The following is a 20800-nucleotide window of genomic DNA, read 5'->3' as shown; positions in this document are numbered from 1 at the left end:
GTCACGATCATGCCCCTGACCGGCGGCCTTCGGCCTGACTCGCCGCTGCCCGCCCACGGAGCAAGATCATCGCTGGTCACGGACTTTTTCCGTTCAGGTTTGAGCCTTCACCCGCTGAACCGCGTAGTAACCGTCGACGGCCCGCCGAGACCGGACCGTCACGTCGGGCGCTGGGGGGTGGCCGATGCCGAAGGACGACTGCTGAGCGGGTGAGGTCGATGGCGCGAGCGTACGGCGATACTGCCGGCCGATCAGGGCCGACCGTGTTCCAATCCTTCGAGGACCAGCGCGAACCCGAGTACGAGCCGGCAGCGTCGTTCGCGCCCACGGTGACTCCGGAGCGTGGATTCTGGGACCAGCCCGACCTGAACGAGGCCGTGCCCCGCGGCGACATCATCGTCGAGGCACCGGACGAGTCGGGCTGGCAGGGCACCGGCCCCGCGATCGTCACCGACGACCGCCCGCCCGCCGAAGCCACCTCGGGTAACCGCCTGCTCACGGTGCTGTTGTTCTTCTCAGGCCTGGCCACCAGCGTCTCCCTCTGGCTCTTCGACACCCAGGCGGGGGCGATCAACGACACCGCCACGCTGATGTTGGCCGTCGGCCGGATCACCGGGCTGATCGCCGGCTACCTGCTCTTCATCCAGCTGCTGATGATGAGCCGGGTGTCCTGGCTCGAGGAGTGGGTCGGCGCCCGCGACCTGCTGCGCTGGCATCGCTGGCTGGGCACGACGCTGGTCGTCGCGGTGCTCACGCACATCGTCTTCATCGTCTACGGCTACGCGCTGACCGCCGAGTCGGGCGTCGTCGACCAGGGCTGGACGATCATCACCACCCTGCCGGAGATGATCAGCGCCACGGTGGCCACGGGCCTGCTGGTGCTGATCAGTGTGATCTCGATCCGGGCCGCGCGGTCCAAGCTGCCGTACGAGCTCTGGCACTTCATCCACCTCAGCGCCTACCTGGTGCTGCTGCTGGGCTATGGCCACCAGGTCGCCACCGGCGCGGATCTGTCCGGCCGCTTCGCGTCGGTCTTCTGGCCCGCGCTCGCCGCCCTGGTCATCGCCGCGCTGTTCTGGGGCCGGCTGGTCGAGCCGCTGTGGCTCAACGTGCGGCACCGCTTCGAGGTGGCCGAGGTCGTCGCCGAGGGCGCGAACACGTTCTCGATCTACATCGACGGCCGCAATCTGGACAGCCTGACCGCCCAGGCCGGGCAGTTCATGCGCTGGCGCTTCCTGACCGCCAACGGCTGGTGGCAGACGCACCCGTTCTCGCTCTCGGCCGCGCCGAACTCGCAGTGGCTGCGCCTGACCGTCACCGCGGTCGGCGGGCACACCGCGAAGCTCGCGGAGATGCAGCCGGGCACGTCGATCTGGGCGGAAGGCCCGTTCGGGACCTTCACCGCGCAGCGCCGGACGCGCCGCCGGGCTCTGCTCATCGCCGGTGGCAGCGGCATCGCACCTATCCGGGCCCTGCTCGAGGACATGCCGCCGGACACGATCGTGATCTACCGGGCCAGCCGCCCCGACGAGCTGGTCTTCCGCGAGGAGCTGGAGGAGCTGGCCGAACGCCGCGACGCCTGGGTCCGCTACATCGTCGGCTCGCGCAACGACCCCGGCCCGCGCCGGCTCTTCACAGCGAACGGCCTGCTCGGGCTGGTGCCCGACGTCAACCGCCGCGATGTCTACCTGTGCGGGCCGCCCGGGCTGGTGGACGCCGCGGTGCAGACCCTGCGCGAGCTGGAAGTGCCAGACAGCCAGTTGCACCTCGACCCCTTCGAATTCTGATTCCGGGAGTTTGCTCATGCGACGCAGTACCGCAGCAGCCGTTGGGACGTTGACCGGCGCCGCCCTGATCGTCGGGGTCCGGCTGAGCGTCTCCGCGCCGGTGGTTCCCTCGGCCGCGCCGCCCGCCGTCGACCTGGCCAACTCGGGCCAGGACGCCGACCCGGAACCGGCGGGCTCGGCAACGAAGAAGCCGTCGTCGAAGAAGCCGGCCGCGAAGCCCACCGAGAACGCCGACGCCTCGGGCGAGGCAGGCGGCAGCGGCCTCAAGAACGGCATCTTCAAGGGCTCGGCGGCGAAGAACCCGTACGGCACCATCCAGGTCTCGATCAAGATCTCCGGCGGCAAGATCACCGCAGCGGACGCGACGTACCCGGTCACCGGCGACAGCGCGACGATCAACCCGCCGGCGATCGCCTCGCTGAAGCAGAGCACGCTCAAGGCCCAGAGCGCCGACGTCGACGCGGTCTCCGGCGCGACCTTCACCTCCGAGTCGTACGTGAAGTCGCTGCAGGCGGCCATCGACGAAGCGACGGCGTAGAGTCCCGCGCCATGCACCACGCCGAGCACGTCATGGGGACGGTCGTCAGCATCGACCTGGCCGACGATCTGCCGCCGGAGAAGCTGCGCGCGATGGTCGACGACGTGTGCGGCTGGCTGCACGAGGTGGACCGGCGGTTCAGCACATACCGCGAGGACAGTGAGGTCAGCAAGCTGCGCCGGCGGGAGATCGACCCGGCGAACTGCTCGGCGGACATGCGGCACGTGCTGGAGGCGTGCGCCGACCTGTGGCGCGAGACCGACGGCTACTTCGACGCCTACGCGGCGGGCCCGCTCGACCCGAGCGGCTACGTCAAGGGCTGGTCGGTGGAGATCGCCTCCGCGCGGCTGGTGGAGGCCGGCTCGATGAACCACTGTGTGAACGCCGGTGGGGACATCCGAGCCCGAGGACGATGCGCCACGGGAGCGCCGTGGCGGGTCGGCATCCGGCACCCGTGGGAGGCGGACAAGCTCAGCTGGGTCCTGGCGGTGAGCGACCAGGCGGTGGCCACCTCCGGCACCTACGAGCGCGGTGACCACGTCTTCAATCCCCGCACCGGCGGCCCGGCCCGGGGTCTGCGGTCGGTGACCGTGGTCGGGCCGGACCTGGCGCTGGCAGATGCCTACGCGACCGCGGCTCTGGCGATGGGCGAGGCAGGAATCGCCTGGCTCTCGAAGCTGGCGGCGGACGGCTACGACTCCGCGCTGGTGACGGACGACGGCCGGGCATTCAGCTCCGCCGGCCTTCCCGCCGCTGTCTGACCGCATCATTCTGATCAGAAGTCGGCGAACAGGTACGGCATCCGCTTCGGGAACAGCACGGCCAACGGCTCGACCGCCGACGCGTCGACGTGCCCGAAGCCCCTGGTCACGACCTCGATCGGGTCGAGCACCCCGTACGCGAGCGCTGAGATGCCCGCACAGGTGACCGTCGCCTGCGGCTCGTTCTTGCTCGGCTCCACGGTGAGCTGCCCGCTCTCCCCGGTCAACTGGTAGCGGCCCGCGATGAAGTCGTCGTCGACCACCTCGATCGTGATGGCCTGCTCGGCGGTCGTAGCGGTGCCCGTGAGCGCCTCCATCGACAACAAGCGGGCCATCGGTCCGTTCTGGCTGGGATGCTCGACCCGGCCCTGGGTGAGCACCGGGAAATCGGTCCCCCACAGATCCGGCACCTCATCCGTGCCGACCTTCAGGATCACGCGCGCCACCTGATCCACGTGGCGGGCGAAATACTGCAGGAGGAGCGCCCGGCCCAGCGAACCGGTGGTCAGCAGGTCGTCGGCCAGCAGCTCACCGCCGAACCGGTCGATGCGGTAGGTCACCGCCCCGACGACCTCGCCCTCGACGCGGGCGATCGCAACCCAGCGCGGGTTGTCCCGGAACTCGGCGGTGCGCACCTCGTCGAACACCGAGAAGCCGTGCCGTTCCCCCAGCAGACGCAGCGTGAGGGCCGTGTAGTCGTCGAAGGCTTCCCGCATGGGCAGGCGCTCGACCTCGCCCGGCAGCTCGGCCTTCAGGAGGTGTGAGAGGCCCTCAGGCGCGAAAGTGACCGTGCGCACCCGGGGCAGACCGACGAAGCCGTAGCGGCCGTAGAAGGACGGACGGAAGGGGTAGAGAGCGCTGACCGTGCAGCCTTGGTCGCGCATCTGCCGGAGCAGGCGGCTCAGAAGCGCCCGGACGAAGCCTCGGCGACGGGCGGCCGGATGAGTCGCCACGGAGGCGACACCGGCCATGTCATGCAGGGTGCCGCGCACGTTCTGCCGCATCGGGAAGGCGCCGACGCCGGCGAGCGCCTGGCCGTTCTCCTCGGCGACGAGGCTCACGGCGGTCCGGTAGTACTGCATGCGGCGGGCGTAGGTCTCCCGGTCGCCGTCGGCCCAGGGTGAGGGCATGAAGGCATACGTCTGCAGGGGGAACATGGTGTCGGTGCGCTCGTCGGCGGTGACCTGTCGGATCTGCATGAGCCCATCCAAGCGGGTACGGGGGTGGCTGCGCTCGCCAGTTTCCTTACCTGTGGATTACGCCGGGGCGACGCGCCGGGGGACCCCGGTTTGGCAAGGCGGCCGGGGACCCGCTAATGTTTCATCCGTCGCCGGGGAACGCGCCGGAGAGACAAGCGGACGTAGCGCAGCTGGTAGCGCATCACCTTGCCAAGGTGAGGGTCGCGGGTTCGAATCCCGTCGTCCGCTCGGAGAGGCCGCCACAGGTTACGTGCGGGGCCAGCTCGGTGGAGTGGCCGAGAGGCGAGGCAACGGCCTGCAAAGCCGTGTACACGGGTTCAAATCCCGTCTCCACCTCGGCATCTGAACGAGGGCGATTGGCGCAGCGGGAGCGCGCTTCCTTGACACGGAAGAGGTCACTGGTTCGATCCCAGTATCGCCCACCACAGTTTATGCAGGTCAACGGCTTGTTATCGGTTCGTCGGTAACGAGCCGTTTGCGTTGCACCACTTACAGAGTCCTGGCCTGCGATGCGCGGTGTAACGTCGACGGCTGCTGATAGGTCGCCAAGGGGTGTTATGACCAGCGTGGACGTGCTCATCGTCACGGCCTTGCCCGAGGAGTACGCCGCGGCGCGCACCGTCGGTCTGACGCTGGCCGCCGACGACGACGAATGGCAGCAGCACGACCGGGACGGCTCTGATCCCTACGAAACGATCAAGATCAGGAACTCCTCAGGAGCGTCGCTGTCGGTTGCCTTGGCACGGCCGACGCGGATGGGTGGCCGCTCGATAGGCCCGACCGCGACGGCGTTGGCCGGGCGCTTGAACCCGCAATGCCTTGCCATGTGCGGTGTCTGCGCGGGCAATCCCAGTGTCGTCGGGCTGGGTGACGTTGTCGTGGCAGAGCTGGCCTACGAGTATGACGAGGGTAAGCGGACGTCGACCGAGTTCTCCGGCGACCACCGGCAGTTTGTGCTGGATGATCGTTGGTTGCGTACGGCCCAGGAATTCGCGCCTTCGAGTCTGCCCAGCTTTGGCCAGGCAGGCCGCGAGGAAGCCAAGCTGTGGTTCTTGGAGCGGCTGAGAGCTGGCGACGAGCCACGGGCTCATCCGGCACGAGCTCGCTACTTCCCGCAACAGACCTGGGAGACGTGGACCGCCGAGATGCAAGCCGACGGCCTCATCCTCTGGAGCGGTCAAGGCTGGGAGTTGACCGACGAGGGCAAGAGCCTCATCGATCGAAAGTGGTACAACGACGTCGACGGACCCGACCGATTGCCATTCGCCGTGTCGGTGGGGCCGATGGCCAGCGGCAGCGGCGTCGCCAAGGACGGAGCCGCCTGGGAGCAACTGGCCCAGATGGGTGTTCGTTCAGTCGCCGCCCTGGAGATGGAGGCGGCCACCCTCGCGACCGCGGCGCGTCACCAGCACATTCCGCACTGGCTGGTGGTCAAGGGCGTGACGGACCACGCCGACCCGAGGAAGGACGATCGGTACAAGGCCTTCGCAGCACGCGCATCTGCCGAGGTCCTCTTCGCCTTGTTGGCGCAGCTCCTCCAGCCGGTCGTCAAGCAGCCGGCCGGGCCGACCCGCGCGCCCTCACCCGGATCCGCACCCGCCGGACTGACAGCCGGGCATCGACAGACGCTGCAGCTGATCTCCGAGATGTTCCAGCAGAACGACTCGTGGCCCGCATTCAATCTGATCGACCGGCCGCTTCGCCAACACGGCATCGATGCCGCGTACACCGTCATGTCGATGCCCGCGGGGCTCATGGCCGGGCGCCGTGGCAACGCCCGCCCGATGCGAGATGATCCGATGCAGCTGACCCTGCGAGGGCTGGCGCTGTGCGACGGAGCCGAGTACGACATCGAATTGTTCCTCACGGTCACACGGTGGGCCGCCGAGCTGGACAACTCCTTCGATCCAGGTACCGACCCGCACGCCGCGCCGCGATTGACATCGCAGGAGGTGGCCCAGACATTCGGGCTGGTCAGAGGCAGGCGAAGGAACCTCCGCCGACTGTACGCAATGATGCAGGTGCAGCGATGGGGGTTCGGCAGCGGCGGCGGCGGGCCTGACAACTGGTGGTGGGAGATCGACCGCGACATCCGATGGTTCGCCACCGCTACCACGGCCGAGGCCTACGACCAGGCGCGAACTGCTTGGCTGACCGAATCCGCATCGGTTGCCTCCGGACCGGCAAATCCGACGGCTCATCCGGTCGAACCCTTGGTGCGACGACGTGTATCGGTGCACGATCTGCTCGATCAACTCGCCGCTCGAGACCCGGTTCCTGACCCGAGCGCCCGCGTGAATGGTCACCTCTACCTGGTAGTCAGCCCTCGGGCAACTGCCGACGACGCAATAGGCGCTGTCTGTACCCCCTCGGCCGCCGCAGAGCTGGACGCGGCCGTCCAACGCGCGATCGCCGTCCGCATCAAGCCGAACCCGTTCGTGCCCGACTTCTCCTCCGGTCACTGGCGACGGGACAGCAGCGGCATCCGCAGTACGGCCGGCGTCTCAGAGAACGGCTCCGTTCAAGAGAAAACCCTCCTCGTCCTTACATTGCGCGAGGACGCCACTGTGACCGTCTTGTGCGGCCGCGCCACCGACCAAGCGCGACCCGTCTGGCACCCCGTCGGCCAGCCGAGGTCCCAGTCAACACGCCCCGTAATCTTTCCAGGACTAGTCCTGGGTCTGGTCCACAGCGCGCTCTTCTTAGCCGCTGATCTCGCCCAGCGCTACGCCAAATACGACGGGCAATGGGACATCGGACTCCGTCTGACCGGCATCGGGAACGCGATCGCCTACGACTACGTGCGCAGCGGCGACGAGGACGTAGTGCAACCCTACGACGAGGACATCTACGAGCGCACAACCGTCGCTTTTACCGCCGACATGGCGACCAATGCCGCCGAGGTGGCCGAGCGCCTCGTTGCACCGCTCGTTCGAGCTCTGACCGTCGACTCTACCTACCTGCCGTACAGAACCGTCTGACTCGTGTTGAGCTGACGCCTACCGGCGATTTGCATCCCGTCCACCACCGCCACCCGCCGCCACCATGGATAGACGGGACGCGCGGACTCCTCCACACGACGCCGAACGTCCGGTCCGGCAACCAGCGCCCGCGCTGAGGGCGACGCCGTCCAGTGGACTGACACCGGGAAGACCTTTGTCGAGACATCGCCGAAGTGAGATTCCTACGTTCAGCGGCGCCAGGTGCGCGTTGCTGTGGTGGTGAGGTTGCCCGCTTTGTCGTACCCGCGGATCTTGACCTTGATCTTCTTGCCGTATTTCTTCGGGTTGACCGAGAAGGCGAAGGCCGCCTTGGTGTCCTTGGCGACGACCTTGCCGTTGATCAGCAGCTCGACCCGGCTGATGCCGTTGCGGTCGGTGGCGGACACCGTGAGTTTGACGGTCTTCTTGACCTTCGCGCCGTTGCCGGGGCCCTTGGTGATCTTCACCTTCGGCTTGGTGTTGTCGACGATGACGGCGCGTTTCGCCGTGCTCCGGTTACCGAGCCGGTCGGTGAGCGTCCAGGTCAGCGTGCGGGTCCCGTCCTTACCGGCGGAGGCCGTCACGGTGAACGGCGCCTTGGTCACGCTGGAAGCGTCCTGCAGGTATGCCTCGCGGATTCCCGACGGGTCCGTGCCTTTCGCGGTGGTGCGGAATTCGCTGCCTCGGACCAAAGCGCGGTGGCCGGGACTGATCGCCGTGATCACCGGGCCGGTGTTGTCCATCACGATGCTGCGCGTCAAGGTCGCCCGATGTCCCAGGACGTCGTAGGCGCGGACCTCCAGCTGAGCCGTGCCGTTCGCCTTACCGGTGTCCCAGTCGAAGTACGGTTCGAAACTGGACCCATCGGAGGGCACGACATACGTCGAGCGCAGTGTCCCGTCGACCCACCACTCGACCCGTTCCAACGGCGAGATGCTGTCGATCGAGACGGCCAGGCGGCTTCGGCCGCTGACGCGTCCATCCACCACGGTGTAATCCGCTTGCCACGGGAATCGCAGGGCGGTGATGGTCGGGCCGGTGTTGTCGAGGCCATAAAAACCGTACGCGAACGAGACGTTGCCGGCCTTGTCGGTGAGCTCGAAATGCACGTACGCGATTCCGGTACGGCCCGCCGTGTCCCAGATGATCGTCCACGGAGCAGCCGTCGCTCTCGCCGCCTCCCCAGGTGTCGCGTGGTCGTACAGCGACACCTGGGCAAGATCGCTCGACGTGTCGACCGCCGTGAAGGTGACCACGCCGCCGACGATGGACTCGAACGGCGGCGTCAGCGTGGCGTGCGGGGCCACGGTATCCACGTGGACCCGGCTCGTCGCCTCACCGGGATTGCCCGCCGCGTCGAACGCCCGGATCGTGACTTCCGCGTCGGCGTCATGCAGCCGTGCCGGCACCGGAAGGGTCACGCCCAGGTTCCACTGTCCGGGCGCGTAGCTGCGCACAACGGCGCCGTTGAGGACGACCTCGACCTTGACGACGCCGACGTCGTCGGTCCAGCTCGGGTGCAGCCGCTGGGTCCGGCCGACGAGCTGACCGTCCACCAGACCCGTCGAGGTGACAACCGGTGCGTCGACATCGACAGGCGGATCAGCGGCAAATGCCGGCGTCGACATGGCCAGCGAAACGACCAGCGCGGCTGCCGTGATGAGACGAAACTTGCCCATGGTGCCCGAACCCCCGTGATCATGGATGCCGCCGGACAATACGGGGTTCGATCACCCACTGTCGATCCCGGAGCAGCCGAGCCGAGACGGAAGCTGCGGTAGCAAGGCTTGCGGCGATAAGGTCGCTCAACCGCATCAGGCCGGCCACCTCCCGGTCCGCGACCGCCGCCAACGTCAGTGCACCGATCGCGACTCCTGCGCGGATGCTCGGTGCCCGGGTCATCCAAGCCAGCGATCGAACCAGCCGCGGGTACGCCGCAGCACGTCAAGCTGGTGACCACGTTCCTGGATCGCGTGCTTCTCCCCGGGATAGACCACGTACTCGTGCTCCACCCCGAACCTGCGCAGCGCCCGATGAAAGAGCTCCGCCTGCGATACCGGAACGTTGGTGTCGTTCTCGCCGTGCAGAATCAGCACCGGGGTGCGCACCTCCCCGGCGTACGAGATCGGGCTCTGGCGGTGTGGACCTGGCCCCTCCCAACCGTCACTGCCGCTGAGGGCTGACTCGAACCGGCCCTCCTCCCCGGTTGCGGCCAGCATTGCCCAGTCGCTGATGCCGGCGCCCATCACCGCAGCCTTGAACCGGTCCGTCTGCCCGACCGCCCAGGCCGCCATGAATCCGCCGTGGCTCCAGCCGCCGATGCCCAGCCGGTCCGGGTCGGCCACGCCGTCGGTGATGAGCCGGTCGATACCGGCGCAGATGTCGGTCCACTCCTCCAGCCCGACCGCCCCGGCGACCCGTACCGCGAAGTCGTGGCCGTGGCCCATGCCGCCGCGCGGGTTCGGCAGGAACACCGCGTATCCCGCGGCGGCCAGCCACTGACCGGACGGGTCCCAGCCGAGTTGGAGACGGTCGGCGTGCCGGTCGTACGGGCCGCCGTGGACCAGTGTCACCAAGGGGAAGGGTCCGGATCGGCCGGGCGGCAGGATCAGCAGACCGTCGAGGTCGAGCCCGTCGGATGCTTTGTACGACAAGCGTTGCTGGATACCCCACCGGACGTTGGCCAGTTCGGGCCTGAGGTTGGTCAGCCGGGTCAGTGGCCCACCGGCCGGGCCGGCGTGGACGTTGGCCGGCTCGTAGGACGTGCTGACCACCACCGCGACGGCGTCACCGTCCCGGTTCGTGGTCAGCGACGTCGCGTGGCCCTTGATCCGGGACACCTCGACGAGGCGGTGCCCGGCCGGATCCAGCCGGTGGATCGCGGTGTCGAGGCCGTCGGCGACCAAGGCCAGCGGCGGACCGGTGTCCGCCTGGACCAGACCGATCGGGCAGACGGTGGTGCCGGCGGTCACGCTGCGGTGCTCGCCCACCGGTACGGCGACCTCGAGAACCGCTCGCCCACCCACCAGGAACGGCGGCGTCTTCGCGAGGTACGCCAGGTGCCAGCCGTCCTCGGCGGACCACCAGACCAGTGACGACGCGTCCGCGGCAGCCCGACCCAGATCCTGCGCCGTGCCGCTGATCGGGTCGAGCAGGTGCAGACCGGGTTCGAGCAGACCCGGGTCCACCTCAGGCGTCGACCAGGTGAGCACGGCCAGCATGCCGTCGTCGGGCCGCTGGGCCACCTCGACGACATGGCGATCGCCGAACGCGTCAGGGGTCCGTACCTGCCCGCTGCGAACGTCGAGCAGCCGCAACCGGTCCGGGCTGACCCGGGCGTCGTCCTCAGGTGAGGCCGCGATCACGACGACCAGGTCCGGATCGGTCAGTGGGAGGTGAGCCGACACCCCACCCGGCCAGGACGTGAGCGTCTCCACGACTCCGTCGAACAGCCCGACCCGGCACACCTGCGCCGTGCCGCGCTCAGCTCGGTCGGAAAGGAAGTAGACCGCTAGCGAATCAGCAGCCCACCTCGGCGCCGCATCGTTGCTCTCCCCCGCCGTCAATCGTCGTGGCGGGTCACTGCCGTCGGTCGCCGCCACCCAGAGCTCGCCGATCGGGTGGTCACCGGCCCGCCCGACCGGCGCGACCACGTAGGCGACCCACCTGCCGTCCGGCGACAGCGCCAACGCGCGCGGAACGCGGCCGTCGACCACCATGTCGGCGGTGAGCCGGGTGTGTGCCACCGGGGCGGACTAGCGTTCGCAGTTGGTGCTGGTGTCCGGGCTGTAGGCGTGGCACTCGTCGCCTGTCGCAGCGTTGGTGCCGCCGTCCAGGGTGTCCGCCGCCGCCTTCTCCTTCCAGCCGAAGAGCAGGTCGTCGCCCGCGTCGCCGTACAGCTGGTCCCGTCCTTCCCCGCCCTCCACCAGGTCGTCGCCGCCTCCGCCGTGCAGCACGTCGTCGCCGGCGTACCCCTGCAGCTGGCCGGACCCATTGTTCCCGGTCAGCCGGTCCTTGCCGCGGCCACCGATGATGGTCTCGATGTCGGCGCCGACGGTGTCATGCTCGCCGGCCTGGCCGTCGTCATTGCCGGCCCCGTCCGCGTCCACCGCGACGCCCGCGGTCCGGCCGAAGTAGGAGACCGCGTCGATGCCGGGTCCGCCGAGGAGCACGTCGGCGACGAAGGGCCCGGATTCGTCGCCGTCGAGCCCGTCGTTGCCGGCGCCGCCGTCGAGGTGGTCCCGGCCCTTACCGCCGGAGAGGCCGTCCGTGCCGGCGCCGCCGTACAGCTTGTCGTCGCCGTCGAGGCCCTCGAGAGAGTCGTCGCCCTTGCCGCCGTACAGGATGTCGCGGCCGGCCCAGCCGGCCAGGCTGTCGTTGCCGTCACCGCCGGACAGCATGTCGTTGCCGGTGTCGGCGTCAAGCTTGTCGTTGCCGGCCAGGCCGTAGAGCTTGTCGGCACCGGACATGCCGAACAGCGTGTCGTTGCGCGAGCCGCCGACCAGCCGGTCGTTGCCGGAGCCGCCCTCGGCGCTCATCGGCAGGCCGGCGTTGTTCACGACCGAGTCGTTGCTGTCGTAGAGCCGGACGGTGACCCGCTTCGGGCCCTTCTCGACGGTGCAGCGGACCTTGGTCCTGTCGCCCTTGACGGCCTTGCAGCCCTTGCCCGCTCTGACTTTGACCCGGTCGTCGACGGTCACGACCTTGCCCTTGCGGGTGATCACCACCCGGTTGGCGACCTTGGTGCCGGCGTGGAAGCGCACCGTCGTACCGGAGACGGAGGCGGCGCCGTCGGTCCCGGCCGCGAACGCCGGCAGGGCGAAGGCACCGAACGAGACGGTGGCGAGCAGGATCGCGCCGGCACGGGCGACCCAGTTGGCGTTGTTCACGTGGACTCTCCCCGGCAGCCGGCGGCGTCGATACCGCGCGGGCCGTGATCATAGACCGCGGTGTGTCAGTTCGAGGGAGACGTTCCAGAGGTGGCGCGCATTGTCGGCGTCGATCGCGTACGGGGCGACCCCGCGCCGGCTGCCCGGCCCGAACGGCTGCTGAACGCCGGCGTCGCCGCCGGCGACTTCCGGGCCGACATCGCGGCTGCCGATGTCCTGACGGCGTTGGGCGGGATCACGCTCATCGGGGGCCACGAGCGTCAGCGTGAGCACCGGTGAGCGATCTGAGAACCGACGAGTCCATGACGACCGGCACGCAGGCGCGGCTCTGCTCGCCGCCATCGTGGCCGCGCAGCTGGTCGGCATCGGGCTGATCACCATCCGGGCCTGGTTCGCCATCAAGGGCTTCGGCGGATCGGGCAGCCTCACCGAGACCCACATCACCTACGCGGCCGCCGCGGCGCCGGTCGCGGCCGCCGCGGCGCCGGTCGCGGCCGCCGCGGCGCCGGTCGCGGCCGCCGCCACCGCATCGGCCGCCGCACTGGTGTGGCGCGAGCCCGTCGACGGGTGGCGCAGCCTCGTCCCGGCCCGGCCCATGCTTGTCGGCGCCGGCGTGGCGGTGCTCGGCCTGCTGCCACAGCTGTGGAACGCGGCAGACGACGGTGCATGCGCGAAGAGACCCTGCCCGGCGGTAACACCACTGGTGCCGTACTCATCGACGGGCTTGTCCACAAGCGGGCCTCGCCGTGGACCGCGACCGTGCATGCTGTGTTGCGGCATCTGGAAGATGCCGGTTTTGCCGGCGCTCCGCGCGCGCTCGGCTTCGACGATCAGGGCCGGGAGGTGCTCACCTACCTGCCGGGAGAGACGATCGGTGACCGGGAGCCCTCGCCCGCCTGGACGTCGGCCGATGCGATGCTGGTCCAGGTCGGCCGGTGGCTGCGCGGTCTGCACGACCTGACCGCCGGCTTCACGGCGCCGGCGGACGAGCGCTGGTTCATCGGTGGTGCGATGGGTCCCGGTCTTGTTGTCGGACACCAGGACGCGGCTCCCTACAACGCGGTCGTCGACGGCGACCGGCTGGTCGGATTCTGCGACTGGGACATCGCCGGCCCGTCCTCGCGGGAGTGGGACCTGGCGTTCTCCGCGCTGTCCTGGGTGCCGCTCGCGTCGCCGCGCGACGGCGCCGCCTTGAGCGGCCCGGACCTTCGGGAGCGGTCGCGGCGGCTCCATCTTCTGCTTGACGCGTACGGGTATGACGGCGATCGGCTCGCGTTCGGTGCTGTGGTGCCCGAGCGGGCCCGCCGGCAGGCCGGGGTGATCCGCAGCATGGCCGGCGCCGGGGATCCGGCGTCGATCGCGCTGCTGCCCATCGCGGAGCTTCTCGAACGCTCCGCGACCGACGTCGAGGCCCTGCCCGGCACCTTCTGGCAGCCCTCGGCGGGCTCGGCGTGACGCCGAGCCCACCGGGGTCACAGCCCTATCGCCGGAGGGTGAGCAGGCCCGGGCGCCACGGCAGGTTGTTGTAGTCGCCGCCGGCGCTGGGGTCCTTGCCCTGGTAGAGCAGCTGGAGGTTGCAGGGGTCGACGGTCTTGGTCTGGTCCGGGTTGTTGCGGACCAGGTCACCGTGGCTGATGTCGTTGGTCCAGGTGGCACCGCTGTTCGCCTTGCCCGCGAACGGGTTGCTCTCGGTCGCCGCCTGGGGGGTCCACGTACCGTTGAGGCTGGTGGCCGTGAACGAGCGGAAGTAGCGTCCCTGGCTGCCGATCGCCTCGACGATCATCAGGTACTGGTTCTGGCCCTGGACCTTGTAGACCTCGACGCCCTCGAACAGGTTGTTCGTCGTGTCGCTCATGATCGTCGTGTACGAGGCGCCGAAGCTGCCCGGGAAGTTCCCGATCGGCATGCTGGCCCGGTAGATCTTGCCGTTGTCACCGGCGAAGAACAGGTACATGTTCTGGTCGTCACCGATGAGCGTCTGGTCGATCACCCCGTACGGGGCGTCGGCGATCGTCCCGGTGAACAGCGTCTGCACCGAGGACCAGCCGTTGGCGTTGGTCGGGTCGGTGGACGTCTTGTAGCTGAAGGAGGTCGGACCCCACTGGTACGCCAGCACCCAGATGTTCTTCGGCGCGAAGTAGAACAGCGTCGGCGCCACGGTGCCCTGGCTCATCGCGTTCTGGCTGGCCGAGGCCATGTCGGACCAGTTCGTGAAAAGACCGAAGTTCATCGAGCCGTACGAGCCGTTCGACACGTTGGACGCGTACACCAGGTGCTTGCCGTTGTAGACGACGTTGGTGAAGTCCTTCAGCGAGACCCAGCCGTTCCTGGGGTTGGCCAGTGAGCCGGTCGACGTCCAGCGGTAGGTCGACGGCAGCGTGCACGGACCGCCCGGCGTCGAGGGTGAGACCGTCGGGGTCGGGGACGGTGATCCCGGTGGCGTGGTGGCCGGGGACGTCGGTACCGTCCCGCCGGTGCAGGTCACGCCGTTCAGCGCGAAGCCGGCCGGGACCGGGTTGCTGCCGGTCCACGATCCGTTGAAGCCGAACGACACCGTGCCGTTGGTCGCGAGCGCGCCGTTGTAGCTGACGTTCTTGGCGGTCACCGCCGCGCCGCTCTGGGTCAGGGTGGTGTTCCACGCCTGCGTCACGGTCTGGCCGGCGCCGTACGACCACGTCAACGTCCAGCTGGACACCGGATCACCCAGGTTGGTGATCCCGACGCTGGCGCCGAAGCCGCCCTGCCACTGCGACGACACGGCGTAGTTCACCGAGCAGCCCGCCGCCGCGGCACCCGCCGGCAACGCCACGACAACCGCGGCCGACGCCAGCAGGGCGGCACCGGCCGACGCCAAGCCGACACTGATCGATCTTCTTCTGGTCACTGGTTCACTCCTGAGGGATGGGTCAACACGACGGTGGAGATGCTGCGGGCGGGAGGGCGGCACCGGCCGGGACCAGCACGGTGTGGCCGGCCGGAACTTCCTCATCCACAACTCCTTGAACAGCCCCAGCCCGAGCGGAAACACAGTTGGGAGCGCTCCCAGCCTGATATGGATATCGATGAGTGTCAAGGTGTGTGGCGACTGCGCCGACGCGACTCCCCACTCGGCATCGGCATAACACTTTCCGCGATGCGAAACCCGGCCTGGTGCACTCTGGCCGCCAATGACATCCCGTTTCTACGAACGCGGAGGGCGTGCATGTCGAGACTTCATCGGCGCACCTCGGGAGCTGCCGTTTCTGTTCTCATCGCGGCCGGCATCGCAATAGCGACCAACGTGACAACTGCCCAATGATCGTGGGCCCGCTCCCTGCGAGCGGAAAGCTACGAGTGCACATCGGACACCTTCAGCTTTCCGGCCCGGATTCCGTCTTCTCGATCGACCGCACACGCGTCGGCAATTGACCAAGAGGCCGCCATGCCGAGCAGGAATCGGCTTCGAGGTCGTCCGGGCGGGCGGCGATGGCCTTGGCCGGTCCCGAGCCGTCGTACATGGCCAGGTTGGCGACTTCGCCGTTCAGGGCGGCCAGGCCAGCCTCGAGGCACCAGCCCGGCTGCGTAACATCCGCCGGACCGGGCCTCGCTCGCTGTTGCCGTTTCACCGACGGGCGCGCCGGGTAGCGGACTGTCCATGGTGGATATCACGGCTAAATCTGTCGGCGCGTACATCCTGCAGTTCGTCGCCGTGGCGGCGGTCGTCGTAGGCGTCCTGATGACCGTCTCCAGCGTGGTCCGAGCCGACCTCTTCGGGATCGTTCTCGGCATCGTGCTCGTCGTGGGCGGGGCGATCGTGCTCAAGCGCCCGCGCCGGGACCGGCGGGCCGGATAGTCACCTCGCGAAACGCGCGACCACCGTCGCGAGTTCGGCCGGTGCGGTCAGCGGCATCAAATGGTTGGCCTGGTCGACGGTGACGACCGCCGATTCCGGGAGCAGACCGGCGACACGGGCGACCAGCCGGTGCACCGGCGGTGGGCTGTCGGCGCCCTCGATGAGCAGGACCGGCCGGGTCACCGCCGGATCGAACGTCCACGCGCCGACCGCCGGAAGCTCGCTCATGAAGAAGGCCCCGCTGCGATCCGCCGCTTCTTCGACGAGGCCGGTCCCGAGCACGTCGTTCATCACCGCCCGGTAGCCCGGCCCGCACACCAGCGCCATGAAAGCGTCGAAGGCGGTCGCGTGGTCGCCCTGAGCGGTCGCGGCCATCGCCGTTCCCATCACCGGGCCGAAGGCGGCGTGCAGGGCGTCCAGGTCGGCCGGATCAGCCAGGGCGTCGACCAGCGGAGGTTCACACAGAGCAACCGTACGGACGGCAGCCGGATCGTCCACGGCCAGTTGGAGGGCGATGGTCGAGCCCGACGAGTGGGCGACGACGTGGGCGGGCGCGGCATCCAGCTGCCGGAGCAGGGTGGCGGCGTGGCGGGCGTGGTCGGCCACCGTCAGACCGGCCGGCAGCGGGCCGCCGGTGTAGCCCGCGCGGACCATGCGGATCACCCGGTGGTCGGCCAGCTCGGGGGTCGCGGCCAGCGGCGTGAGCCAGTCGGCGAGCCCGCCGCCGTGGATCAGCAGCAGCGGTTCGCCGTCGCCGCCGGAGTCGGTGTAGGCCACCTCGGCGCCGTCGATGAGCGTCCGGGTGAGGTCGGTGTGGACGTTGATCATGGTCGTTCCTCCAGGTCAGTCGGCGTAGAGCCGGATCTCGATGCCGTCCGGGTCGTGCAGGCCGACCAGGACCGAGCCACCTTTGTGCCCGGTGACGACGCCGCCGTACGGCTGTCCCAGGTCGTCCAGGCGGCGCCGCCACGCCTCGATGTCTGCGCGTTCCGGCACCTCCAGCGCGACCGGGTCGAAGCCGGCCAGTGCCTCGGCCCGTACGGGATCGAGCCGGAGCGCCAAGCGCAACCGGCCGCTCGCGTCGGCCAGGGCCAGCCCTCGCAGGCTGCCGTCCTCGACGAACTCGATCTCGACCCGGAGGCCGAGCACCGACGCGTACCACTCGCGGCTGCGGGTCAGGTCGGTCACGGGGAGCTTGACGTGATGGAAGCCGGACAGGTCGGGCATCTCATCCCCACTCGCTAGAGTCGGCTCTAGTAATTGACTAGAGTAGGCTCTAGCGCGTGACGGGATCTGTCAAGCCCCGCGTCAGCCGGGCCGAGCAAGCGCAGGCGACCCGCCGGCGCATCATCGCGGCCGCCGCGGCGCAGTTCGTGGCGCACGGCTACGGCGCGACGCTGCTCGATCAGGTGGCCGAGCAGGCGGGTGTCGCGGTCCAGACCGTGTACTTCCACTTCGGCAACAAGCGCACGCTGCTCAAGGAGGCGCTGGACGTCGCCGCGGTGGGCGACGATGATCCCGTACCGCTGATGGACCGGCCGTGGGTGCGGGAGATCCGGCAGGAGACCGATCCCGTACGGATCATCGAATTGTGGCTGGCCACCGGCCGGACCATCCTCGACCGGATCGTCCCGCTCATGCGGGTCCTGCGCGGAGCGACCGGGACGGACCCCGAGGTGGCCGCCCAGTGGGACACCAACCAGGCGCAGACGCGGGCGGCGCACGGCTTTCTCGTGGAGCTGCTCGCCGAGCGGGGCGCTCTGCGGCCGGGACTCGACGTCGAGCAGGCCCGCGACCTCGCCTTCGTCCTCAGCAACGTCGAGACGTATCTGCAGTTCACCGACGTCTGCGAGTGGACCCCCGACCAGTGGCAGCAGCGAACGGCCGCAGTGCTCACGGCCGCCCTGCTCGCGCCCTAGACTGGGGCGGTGCCTGATCCGGCCGATCGTCCCGCGCGCGTCGAGGACGTCCACGAACTAGCCCTCGCGATGCCGCACGTCACCGTCCACGACCCGGAGGCGGACAACCCGGTCTATCAGGTGGGCGGCAAGTCGTTCGTCTTCTTCCGCAACCCGCGCCCCGACGCGGTCGACCCGGAGACCGGCGAACGCTATCCCGACGTGATCGTCTTCTGGGTGGAGTCGGACGCGGACAAGCAGGCGCTGGTCCAGGACGAGACGACGCCCTTCTTCACGACTCCGCACTTCAACGGCCACCCGTCGGTGCTGATCCGGGCGAGCCGGCTCGGCGAGATCAGCCGTACGGAGCTGGCCGAGGTGATCCAGGACGCCTGGCTGTCGCGGGCCTCTCAGCGCCGCCGGGAGACATGGCTGCGCAGCCGCTCCGGGCAGTGACCGGAGCGGCTACGTACGCCGGTCAGTCCTCCCGGCCGCAGTTGAACCGGGCCACGCCGGCGGCCATCCGGATCCCGCCGAGCAGGTGGTCGAGCAGCAGCGGCTCGTTGTAGTACTCGGCCTTGTGCCCCAGCGCGGTGTAGAAGGCGCGGCCACCGTCGTACGGCTGGCACCAGGAGATCGGGTGGTGTCGGCCCATCCCCGGTGAGCCGCCCGGGACGCTGTAGCCGCGCGGGTCGTAGGTCCGTTCGTCCACTTCGGTGAGGACGCGGACGGTGTGCCGCGGGTTGGTACGGAAGTTGTACCACTCCTCCTCGCGTTCCCAGCGGCGCGGCAGCGGGCGGGTGGCGGCAGTGTCACGGCCGAGGACCTTGACCGTGGCCACCTGGAACTGCGGGTTGACCGCGCCCGGGTGGTCGCGGAAGTACGCGCCGACCAGGCCGCCGTACCAGGCCCAGTCGTACTCGGTGTCGGAGGCGGCGTGGATGCCCGCGTAGCCCCCACCAGCCCGGATGTAACGCTCGAACGCGCCCTGCTGCGCCTCGTCGAGGACGTCGCCGGTGGTGCTCAGGAACACCACGACGTCGTACCGGGCGAGGTTCCTGTCGGTGAACACGGAGGCGTCCTCGGTCGCGTCCACCTTGAAGTGATGCCGGGCGCCGAGCCGCTGGATCGCGGCCACTCCGGCCGGGATCGAGTCGTGCCGGAACGCCGCTGTCTTGGAGAAGACGAGCGCTTTGAACCTCTGATGCCCGGAGGACGCCGCGGCAGGCGACCCGGCCGCCCCGGCGATTCCCACTGCCAGCATGACCGCCACCACGAACCTGACCACGACTTTCATGACCCCTCCTCAGCGTTTGCGCGCGTACCGGGCTCCTATCGAAGGGTATGACTCGGGCCACACCCGGGGAAGGCGTTGCCGTCAGGCCGCGGTGGTCTTCGCCCGGCGGTCCGGGTCGAAGACGCGGTCCATCAGCAGAGCGCTCCGGCGCCGGCTCACGAGCCCCGGTGGTGAAGTCCGTATCGGTGGCGCCGGGCGAGACGGCGAACGCGGTGAGGCCCGTGCCGCGCAGTTCCGTCCAGAGGGACTCGGTGAAGCTCAGCATGAAGGCCTTACGGCGCTGTAGACGGCCATGCGTGGTGACGGGAAGTAGGCGGAGACGCCGGCGAGATTGATGATGAACCCGTTGGCGGCGCTCAGCAGCTGCGGCATGAACGCGGCAGTGAGCTGGACCGGTGCCGCCACGTCGACGGCGATCTCCGCGGCGAGGCGGCCGGGATCAACGTCGGCGAACCGGGCGAAGGTGCCGAACGCCGCGTTGTTGATCAGGCTGGTGATCGTGACGCCGCGGTCGGCGACAGCCTGGCGAAGCTCGCTGCCGGCGGCCGGGTGCGCCAGCCGCTCGGCCCGACGCGCGACGAGCACCAGGTTCGAGCCGCGCGCCGCCAGAGCCGTGGCGAAAGCGGCCCCGATCCCGGAGCTGGCCCCGGTGAGGAGAACGGTCTGTGCGCGGTAGTCAACGGTCATGCACCACAACCTCTCGCGCGCTCGGCGGCGTCGTCCAAGACCCGTTCCGCACCCCGTCATGCCGAAACGACATAACGAGTACGCTGGCGGAGGCCCTGCACGTCGCCCTGGTGCAGCACGCCGACCAGGCTGTACGCGCCGCGCGTGACGCTGCGCCGCCACGAACGATCACCATCGGCTACGTCGAAGACCTCAGCATCACCGCCGCGGTCCGCGACCTACGCCGCCACCATCCGGACGCGCACGTACGCACCCGCCACCTGGACTGGCACGAGACCCGCGCGCTGCCCGACGGCCGGGTCGACGTGCTGGTCGCCCGCACCCCCTCCCGATCCCGGCCGACGACCTCGACCTCACCGGGCTCTACGAGGAGCCACGCGTGCTGGTCCTTCCGGCATCGCATCGCCTGGCCGGGAAGGAAGTGGTCGCCCTGGCCGACTTCGCCGACGAGCCGATGGTGGCCTGCGCCGGGGCGCCCGCTGCGTGGACGCGATTCTGGCGGCTGGAGCCGCGCCCGGACCGGGACGGCGCACCGCTGGCGGCGATGCCCGCCGACACCATCGAGGACAAACTCGAAGCTGTCGCGGACGGGCAGGCGGTCGCCCTGATAGCCGCGAACGACCCCCGGGTGACCGCCCGGGACGACCTCGTCACGGTCGCGGTGGACGGAATCGAACCGTGCCACGTCGTGATCGCCACCCGCCGCGAGGACGCCAATCCCCTCCTCGCCCAGTTCCGCCGATCAGCGCGGACCCGCCTCATCCGTCGCTGATCAGAGGTCGCTCGTTCGGGTCATCGCTTTACCGTTCTGCCGTCGAGGCAAGCAACGGAAGGCTGTTCATGACGTGGCATTGGGCTCAAGAGTCGCTGCGCTGATTCTGTGCGCCGTCTCCTAGTGCTGAGCTACGCCACGATGGCCACGATGACCGCC

General features: G+C 69.3%; 19 protein-coding genes and 3 tRNA genes. 13 read left to right on the top strand and 9 right to left on the bottom strand.

All coding sequences use genetic code 11. The features are described 5' to 3' along the window. Positions 1–263 precede the first annotated feature (263 nt). Genes ACZ6S4_RS09835 through ACZ6S4_RS09825 form a run of 3 tightly spaced genes read left to right on the top strand, consistent with a single transcriptional unit; the run spans position 264 to position 3086 of the window. Entirely contained in the window at positions 264–1787 is a 1524-nt protein-coding gene (locus tag ACZ6S4_RS09835) for a ferredoxin reductase family protein (RefSeq protein WP_465474509.1), read from the top strand. A 16-nt stretch (positions 1788–1803) separates the two neighbouring features. Further along, positions 1804–2325, top strand: coding sequence for an FMN-binding protein (locus ACZ6S4_RS09830; protein WP_465474508.1), 522 nt, complete (start codon positions 1804–1806; stop codon positions 2323–2325). An 11-nt stretch (positions 2326–2336) separates the two neighbouring features. Next, positions 2337–3086: an FAD:protein FMN transferase gene (locus ACZ6S4_RS09825; protein ID WP_465474507.1), complete on the top strand. Its 750-nt coding sequence runs from the start codon at positions 2337–2339 to the stop codon at positions 3084–3086. Between the two features lie 14 nt (positions 3087–3100). On the opposite strand, the gene ACZ6S4_RS09820 is transcribed toward ACZ6S4_RS09825, so the two are convergent. After that, positions 3101–4285 carry a GNAT family N-acetyltransferase gene (locus ACZ6S4_RS09820; protein WP_465474506.1) on the bottom strand — a complete coding sequence of 395 codons (1185 nt, stop codon included), beginning with the start codon at positions 4283–4285 and terminating at the stop codon, positions 3101–3103. A 155-nt stretch (positions 4286–4440) separates the two neighbouring features. Here ACZ6S4_RS09820 and ACZ6S4_RS09815 point away from each other — a divergent pair. The 4 genes from ACZ6S4_RS09815 to ACZ6S4_RS09800 all read left to right on the top strand — a co-directional run bounded on the left by ACZ6S4_RS09815 (position 4441) and on the right by ACZ6S4_RS09800 (position 7266). Next, a tRNA-Gly gene (locus tag ACZ6S4_RS09815) sits at positions 4441–4513 on the top strand. A 37-nt stretch (positions 4514–4550) separates the two neighbouring features. Continuing rightward, a tRNA-Cys gene (locus ACZ6S4_RS09810) sits at positions 4551–4621 on the top strand. 14 nt (positions 4622–4635) lie between these two features. Next, positions 4636–4710, top strand: a tRNA-Val gene (locus ACZ6S4_RS09805). 141 nt (positions 4711–4851) lie between these two features. Next, positions 4852–7266, top strand: a complete 2415-nt coding sequence (locus ACZ6S4_RS09800) for a 5'-methylthioadenosine/S-adenosylhomocysteine nucleosidase family protein (RefSeq protein ID WP_465474505.1) — start codon at positions 4852–4854, stop codon at positions 7264–7266. A gap of 209 nt (positions 7267–7475) precedes the next feature. On the opposite strand, the gene ACZ6S4_RS09795 is transcribed toward ACZ6S4_RS09800, so the two are convergent. The 3 genes from ACZ6S4_RS09795 to ACZ6S4_RS09785 all read right to left on the bottom strand — a co-directional run bounded on the left by ACZ6S4_RS09795 (position 7476) and on the right by ACZ6S4_RS09785 (position 12155). After that, complete coding sequence (locus ACZ6S4_RS09795; RefSeq protein ID WP_465474504.1) at positions 7476–8945, bottom strand: Ig-like domain-containing protein; 1470 nt, start codon at positions 8943–8945, stop codon at positions 7476–7478. A gap of 219 nt (positions 8946–9164) precedes the next feature. After that, the gene (locus tag ACZ6S4_RS09790; RefSeq protein WP_465474653.1) at positions 9165–10985 is read right to left on the bottom strand and encodes a S9 family peptidase; all 1821 of its coding nucleotides are present in this window, start codon (positions 10983–10985) and stop codon (positions 9165–9167) included. Positions 10986–11021: 36 nt separating this feature from the next. Then, complete coding sequence (locus ACZ6S4_RS09785; RefSeq protein ID WP_465474503.1) at positions 11022–12155, bottom strand: calcium-binding protein; 1134 nt, start codon at positions 12153–12155, stop codon at positions 11022–11024. 90 nt (positions 12156–12245) lie between these two features. Between ACZ6S4_RS09785 and ACZ6S4_RS09780 the strand changes: the two genes are divergently transcribed. Both ACZ6S4_RS09780 and ACZ6S4_RS09775 read left to right on the top strand, forming a co-directional pair. Beyond that, complete coding sequence (locus ACZ6S4_RS09780; protein ID WP_465474502.1) at positions 12246–12434, top strand: hypothetical protein; 189 nt, start codon at positions 12246–12248, stop codon at positions 12432–12434. Positions 12435–12821: 387 nt separating this feature from the next. Beyond that, complete coding sequence (locus ACZ6S4_RS09775) at positions 12822–13610, top strand: phosphotransferase (protein ID WP_465474501.1); 789 nt, start codon at positions 12822–12824, stop codon at positions 13608–13610. 25 nt (positions 13611–13635) lie between these two features. Here the strand turns inward: ACZ6S4_RS09775 and ACZ6S4_RS09770 are convergent, their stop codons facing one another. Beyond that, positions 13636–15039 carry a non-reducing end alpha-L-arabinofuranosidase family hydrolase gene (locus ACZ6S4_RS09770; RefSeq protein ID WP_465474500.1) on the bottom strand — a complete coding sequence of 468 codons (1404 nt, stop codon included), beginning with the start codon at positions 15037–15039 and terminating at the stop codon, positions 13636–13638. 750 nt (positions 15040–15789) lie between these two features. On the opposite strand from ACZ6S4_RS09770, the gene ACZ6S4_RS09765 reads away from it, so the two are divergent. Continuing rightward, a complete protein-coding gene (locus ACZ6S4_RS09765; protein ID WP_465474499.1) occupies positions 15790–15987 on the top strand; it encodes a hypothetical protein in 198 nt (65 codons plus the stop codon). On the opposite strand, the gene ACZ6S4_RS09760 is transcribed toward ACZ6S4_RS09765, so the two are convergent. Both ACZ6S4_RS09760 and ACZ6S4_RS09755 read right to left on the bottom strand, forming a co-directional pair. Beyond that, on the bottom strand, positions 15988–16815 hold the full coding sequence (locus tag ACZ6S4_RS09760) for an alpha/beta fold hydrolase (protein WP_465474498.1): 828 nt from the start codon (positions 16813–16815) through the stop codon (positions 15988–15990). A gap of 15 nt (positions 16816–16830) precedes the next feature. After that, the gene (locus ACZ6S4_RS09755; RefSeq protein WP_465474497.1) at positions 16831–17214 is read right to left on the bottom strand and encodes a VOC family protein; all 384 of its coding nucleotides are present in this window, start codon (positions 17212–17214) and stop codon (positions 16831–16833) included. Positions 17215–17270: 56 nt separating this feature from the next. On the opposite strand from ACZ6S4_RS09755, the gene ACZ6S4_RS09750 reads away from it, so the two are divergent. Beyond that, complete coding sequence (locus ACZ6S4_RS09750; protein ID WP_465474496.1) at positions 17271–17906, top strand: TetR/AcrR family transcriptional regulator; 636 nt, start codon at positions 17271–17273, stop codon at positions 17904–17906. Between the two features lie 9 nt (positions 17907–17915). Continuing rightward, positions 17916–18341: an MmcQ/YjbR family DNA-binding protein gene (locus ACZ6S4_RS09745; protein WP_465474495.1), complete on the top strand. Its 426-nt coding sequence runs from the start codon at positions 17916–17918 to the stop codon at positions 18339–18341. Positions 18342–18363: 22 nt separating this feature from the next. Here ACZ6S4_RS09745 and ACZ6S4_RS09740 read toward each other — a convergent pair whose 3' ends face one another. Together ACZ6S4_RS09740 and ACZ6S4_RS09735 are read right to left on the bottom strand one after the other, a co-directional pair. After that, complete coding sequence (locus ACZ6S4_RS09740) at positions 18364–19182, bottom strand: ThuA domain-containing protein (protein ID WP_465474494.1); 819 nt, start codon at positions 19180–19182, stop codon at positions 18364–18366. 258 nt (positions 19183–19440) lie between these two features. After that, positions 19441–19869 (bottom strand): SDR family NAD(P)-dependent oxidoreductase, encoded by a 429-nt coding sequence (locus ACZ6S4_RS09735; protein WP_465474493.1) that lies wholly within the window; start codon positions 19867–19869, stop codon positions 19441–19443. 265 nt (positions 19870–20134) lie between these two features. Between ACZ6S4_RS09735 and ACZ6S4_RS09730 the strand changes: the two genes are divergently transcribed. Next, positions 20135–20641: a LysR substrate-binding domain-containing protein gene (locus tag ACZ6S4_RS09730; RefSeq protein WP_465474652.1), complete on the top strand. Its 507-nt coding sequence runs from the start codon at positions 20135–20137 to the stop codon at positions 20639–20641. Positions 20642–20800: the final 159 nt, after the last annotated feature.

This window comes from Actinoplanes sp. NPDC051405 (genome assembly GCF_055586185.1).
This window is presented reverse-complemented; position numbering and strand designations above follow the sequence as displayed.

Bases quoted from the DNA above. Each gene is read 5' to 3' on its own strand.
- ACZ6S4_RS09830 (WP_465474508.1), top strand. From the start codon at position 1,804: ATGCGACGCAGTACCGCAGCAGCCGTTGGGACGTTGACCGGCGCCGCC.
- ACZ6S4_RS09825 (WP_465474507.1), top strand. From the start codon at position 2,337: ATGCACCACGCCGAGCACGTCATGGGGACGGTCGTCAGCATCGACCTG.
- ACZ6S4_RS09820 (WP_465474506.1), bottom strand. From the start codon at position 4,285: ATGCAGATCCGACAGGTCACCGCCGACGAGCGCACCGACACCATGTTC.
- ACZ6S4_RS09795 (WP_465474504.1), bottom strand. From the start codon at position 8,945: ATGGGCAAGTTTCGTCTCATCACGGCAGCCGCGCTGGTCGTTTCGCTG.
- ACZ6S4_RS09790 (WP_465474653.1), bottom strand. From the start codon at position 10,985: ATGGTGGTCGACGGCCGCGTTCCGCGCGCGTTGGCGCTGTCGCCGGAC.
- ACZ6S4_RS09775 (WP_465474501.1), top strand. From the start codon at position 12,822: ATGCGCGAAGAGACCCTGCCCGGCGGTAACACCACTGGTGCCGTACTC.
- ACZ6S4_RS09765 (WP_465474499.1), top strand. From the start codon at position 15,790: ATGGTGGATATCACGGCTAAATCTGTCGGCGCGTACATCCTGCAGTTC.
- ACZ6S4_RS09760 (WP_465474498.1), bottom strand. From the start codon at position 16,815: ATGATCAACGTCCACACCGACCTCACCCGGACGCTCATCGACGGCGCC.
- ACZ6S4_RS09755 (WP_465474497.1), bottom strand. From the start codon at position 17,214: ATGCCCGACCTGTCCGGCTTCCATCACGTCAAGCTCCCCGTGACCGAC.
- ACZ6S4_RS09740 (WP_465474494.1), bottom strand. From the start codon at position 19,182: ATGAAAGTCGTGGTCAGGTTCGTGGTGGCGGTCATGCTGGCAGTGGGA.
- ACZ6S4_RS09735 (WP_465474493.1), bottom strand. From the start codon at position 19,869: ATGACCGTTGACTACCGCGCACAGACCGTTCTCCTCACCGGGGCCAGC.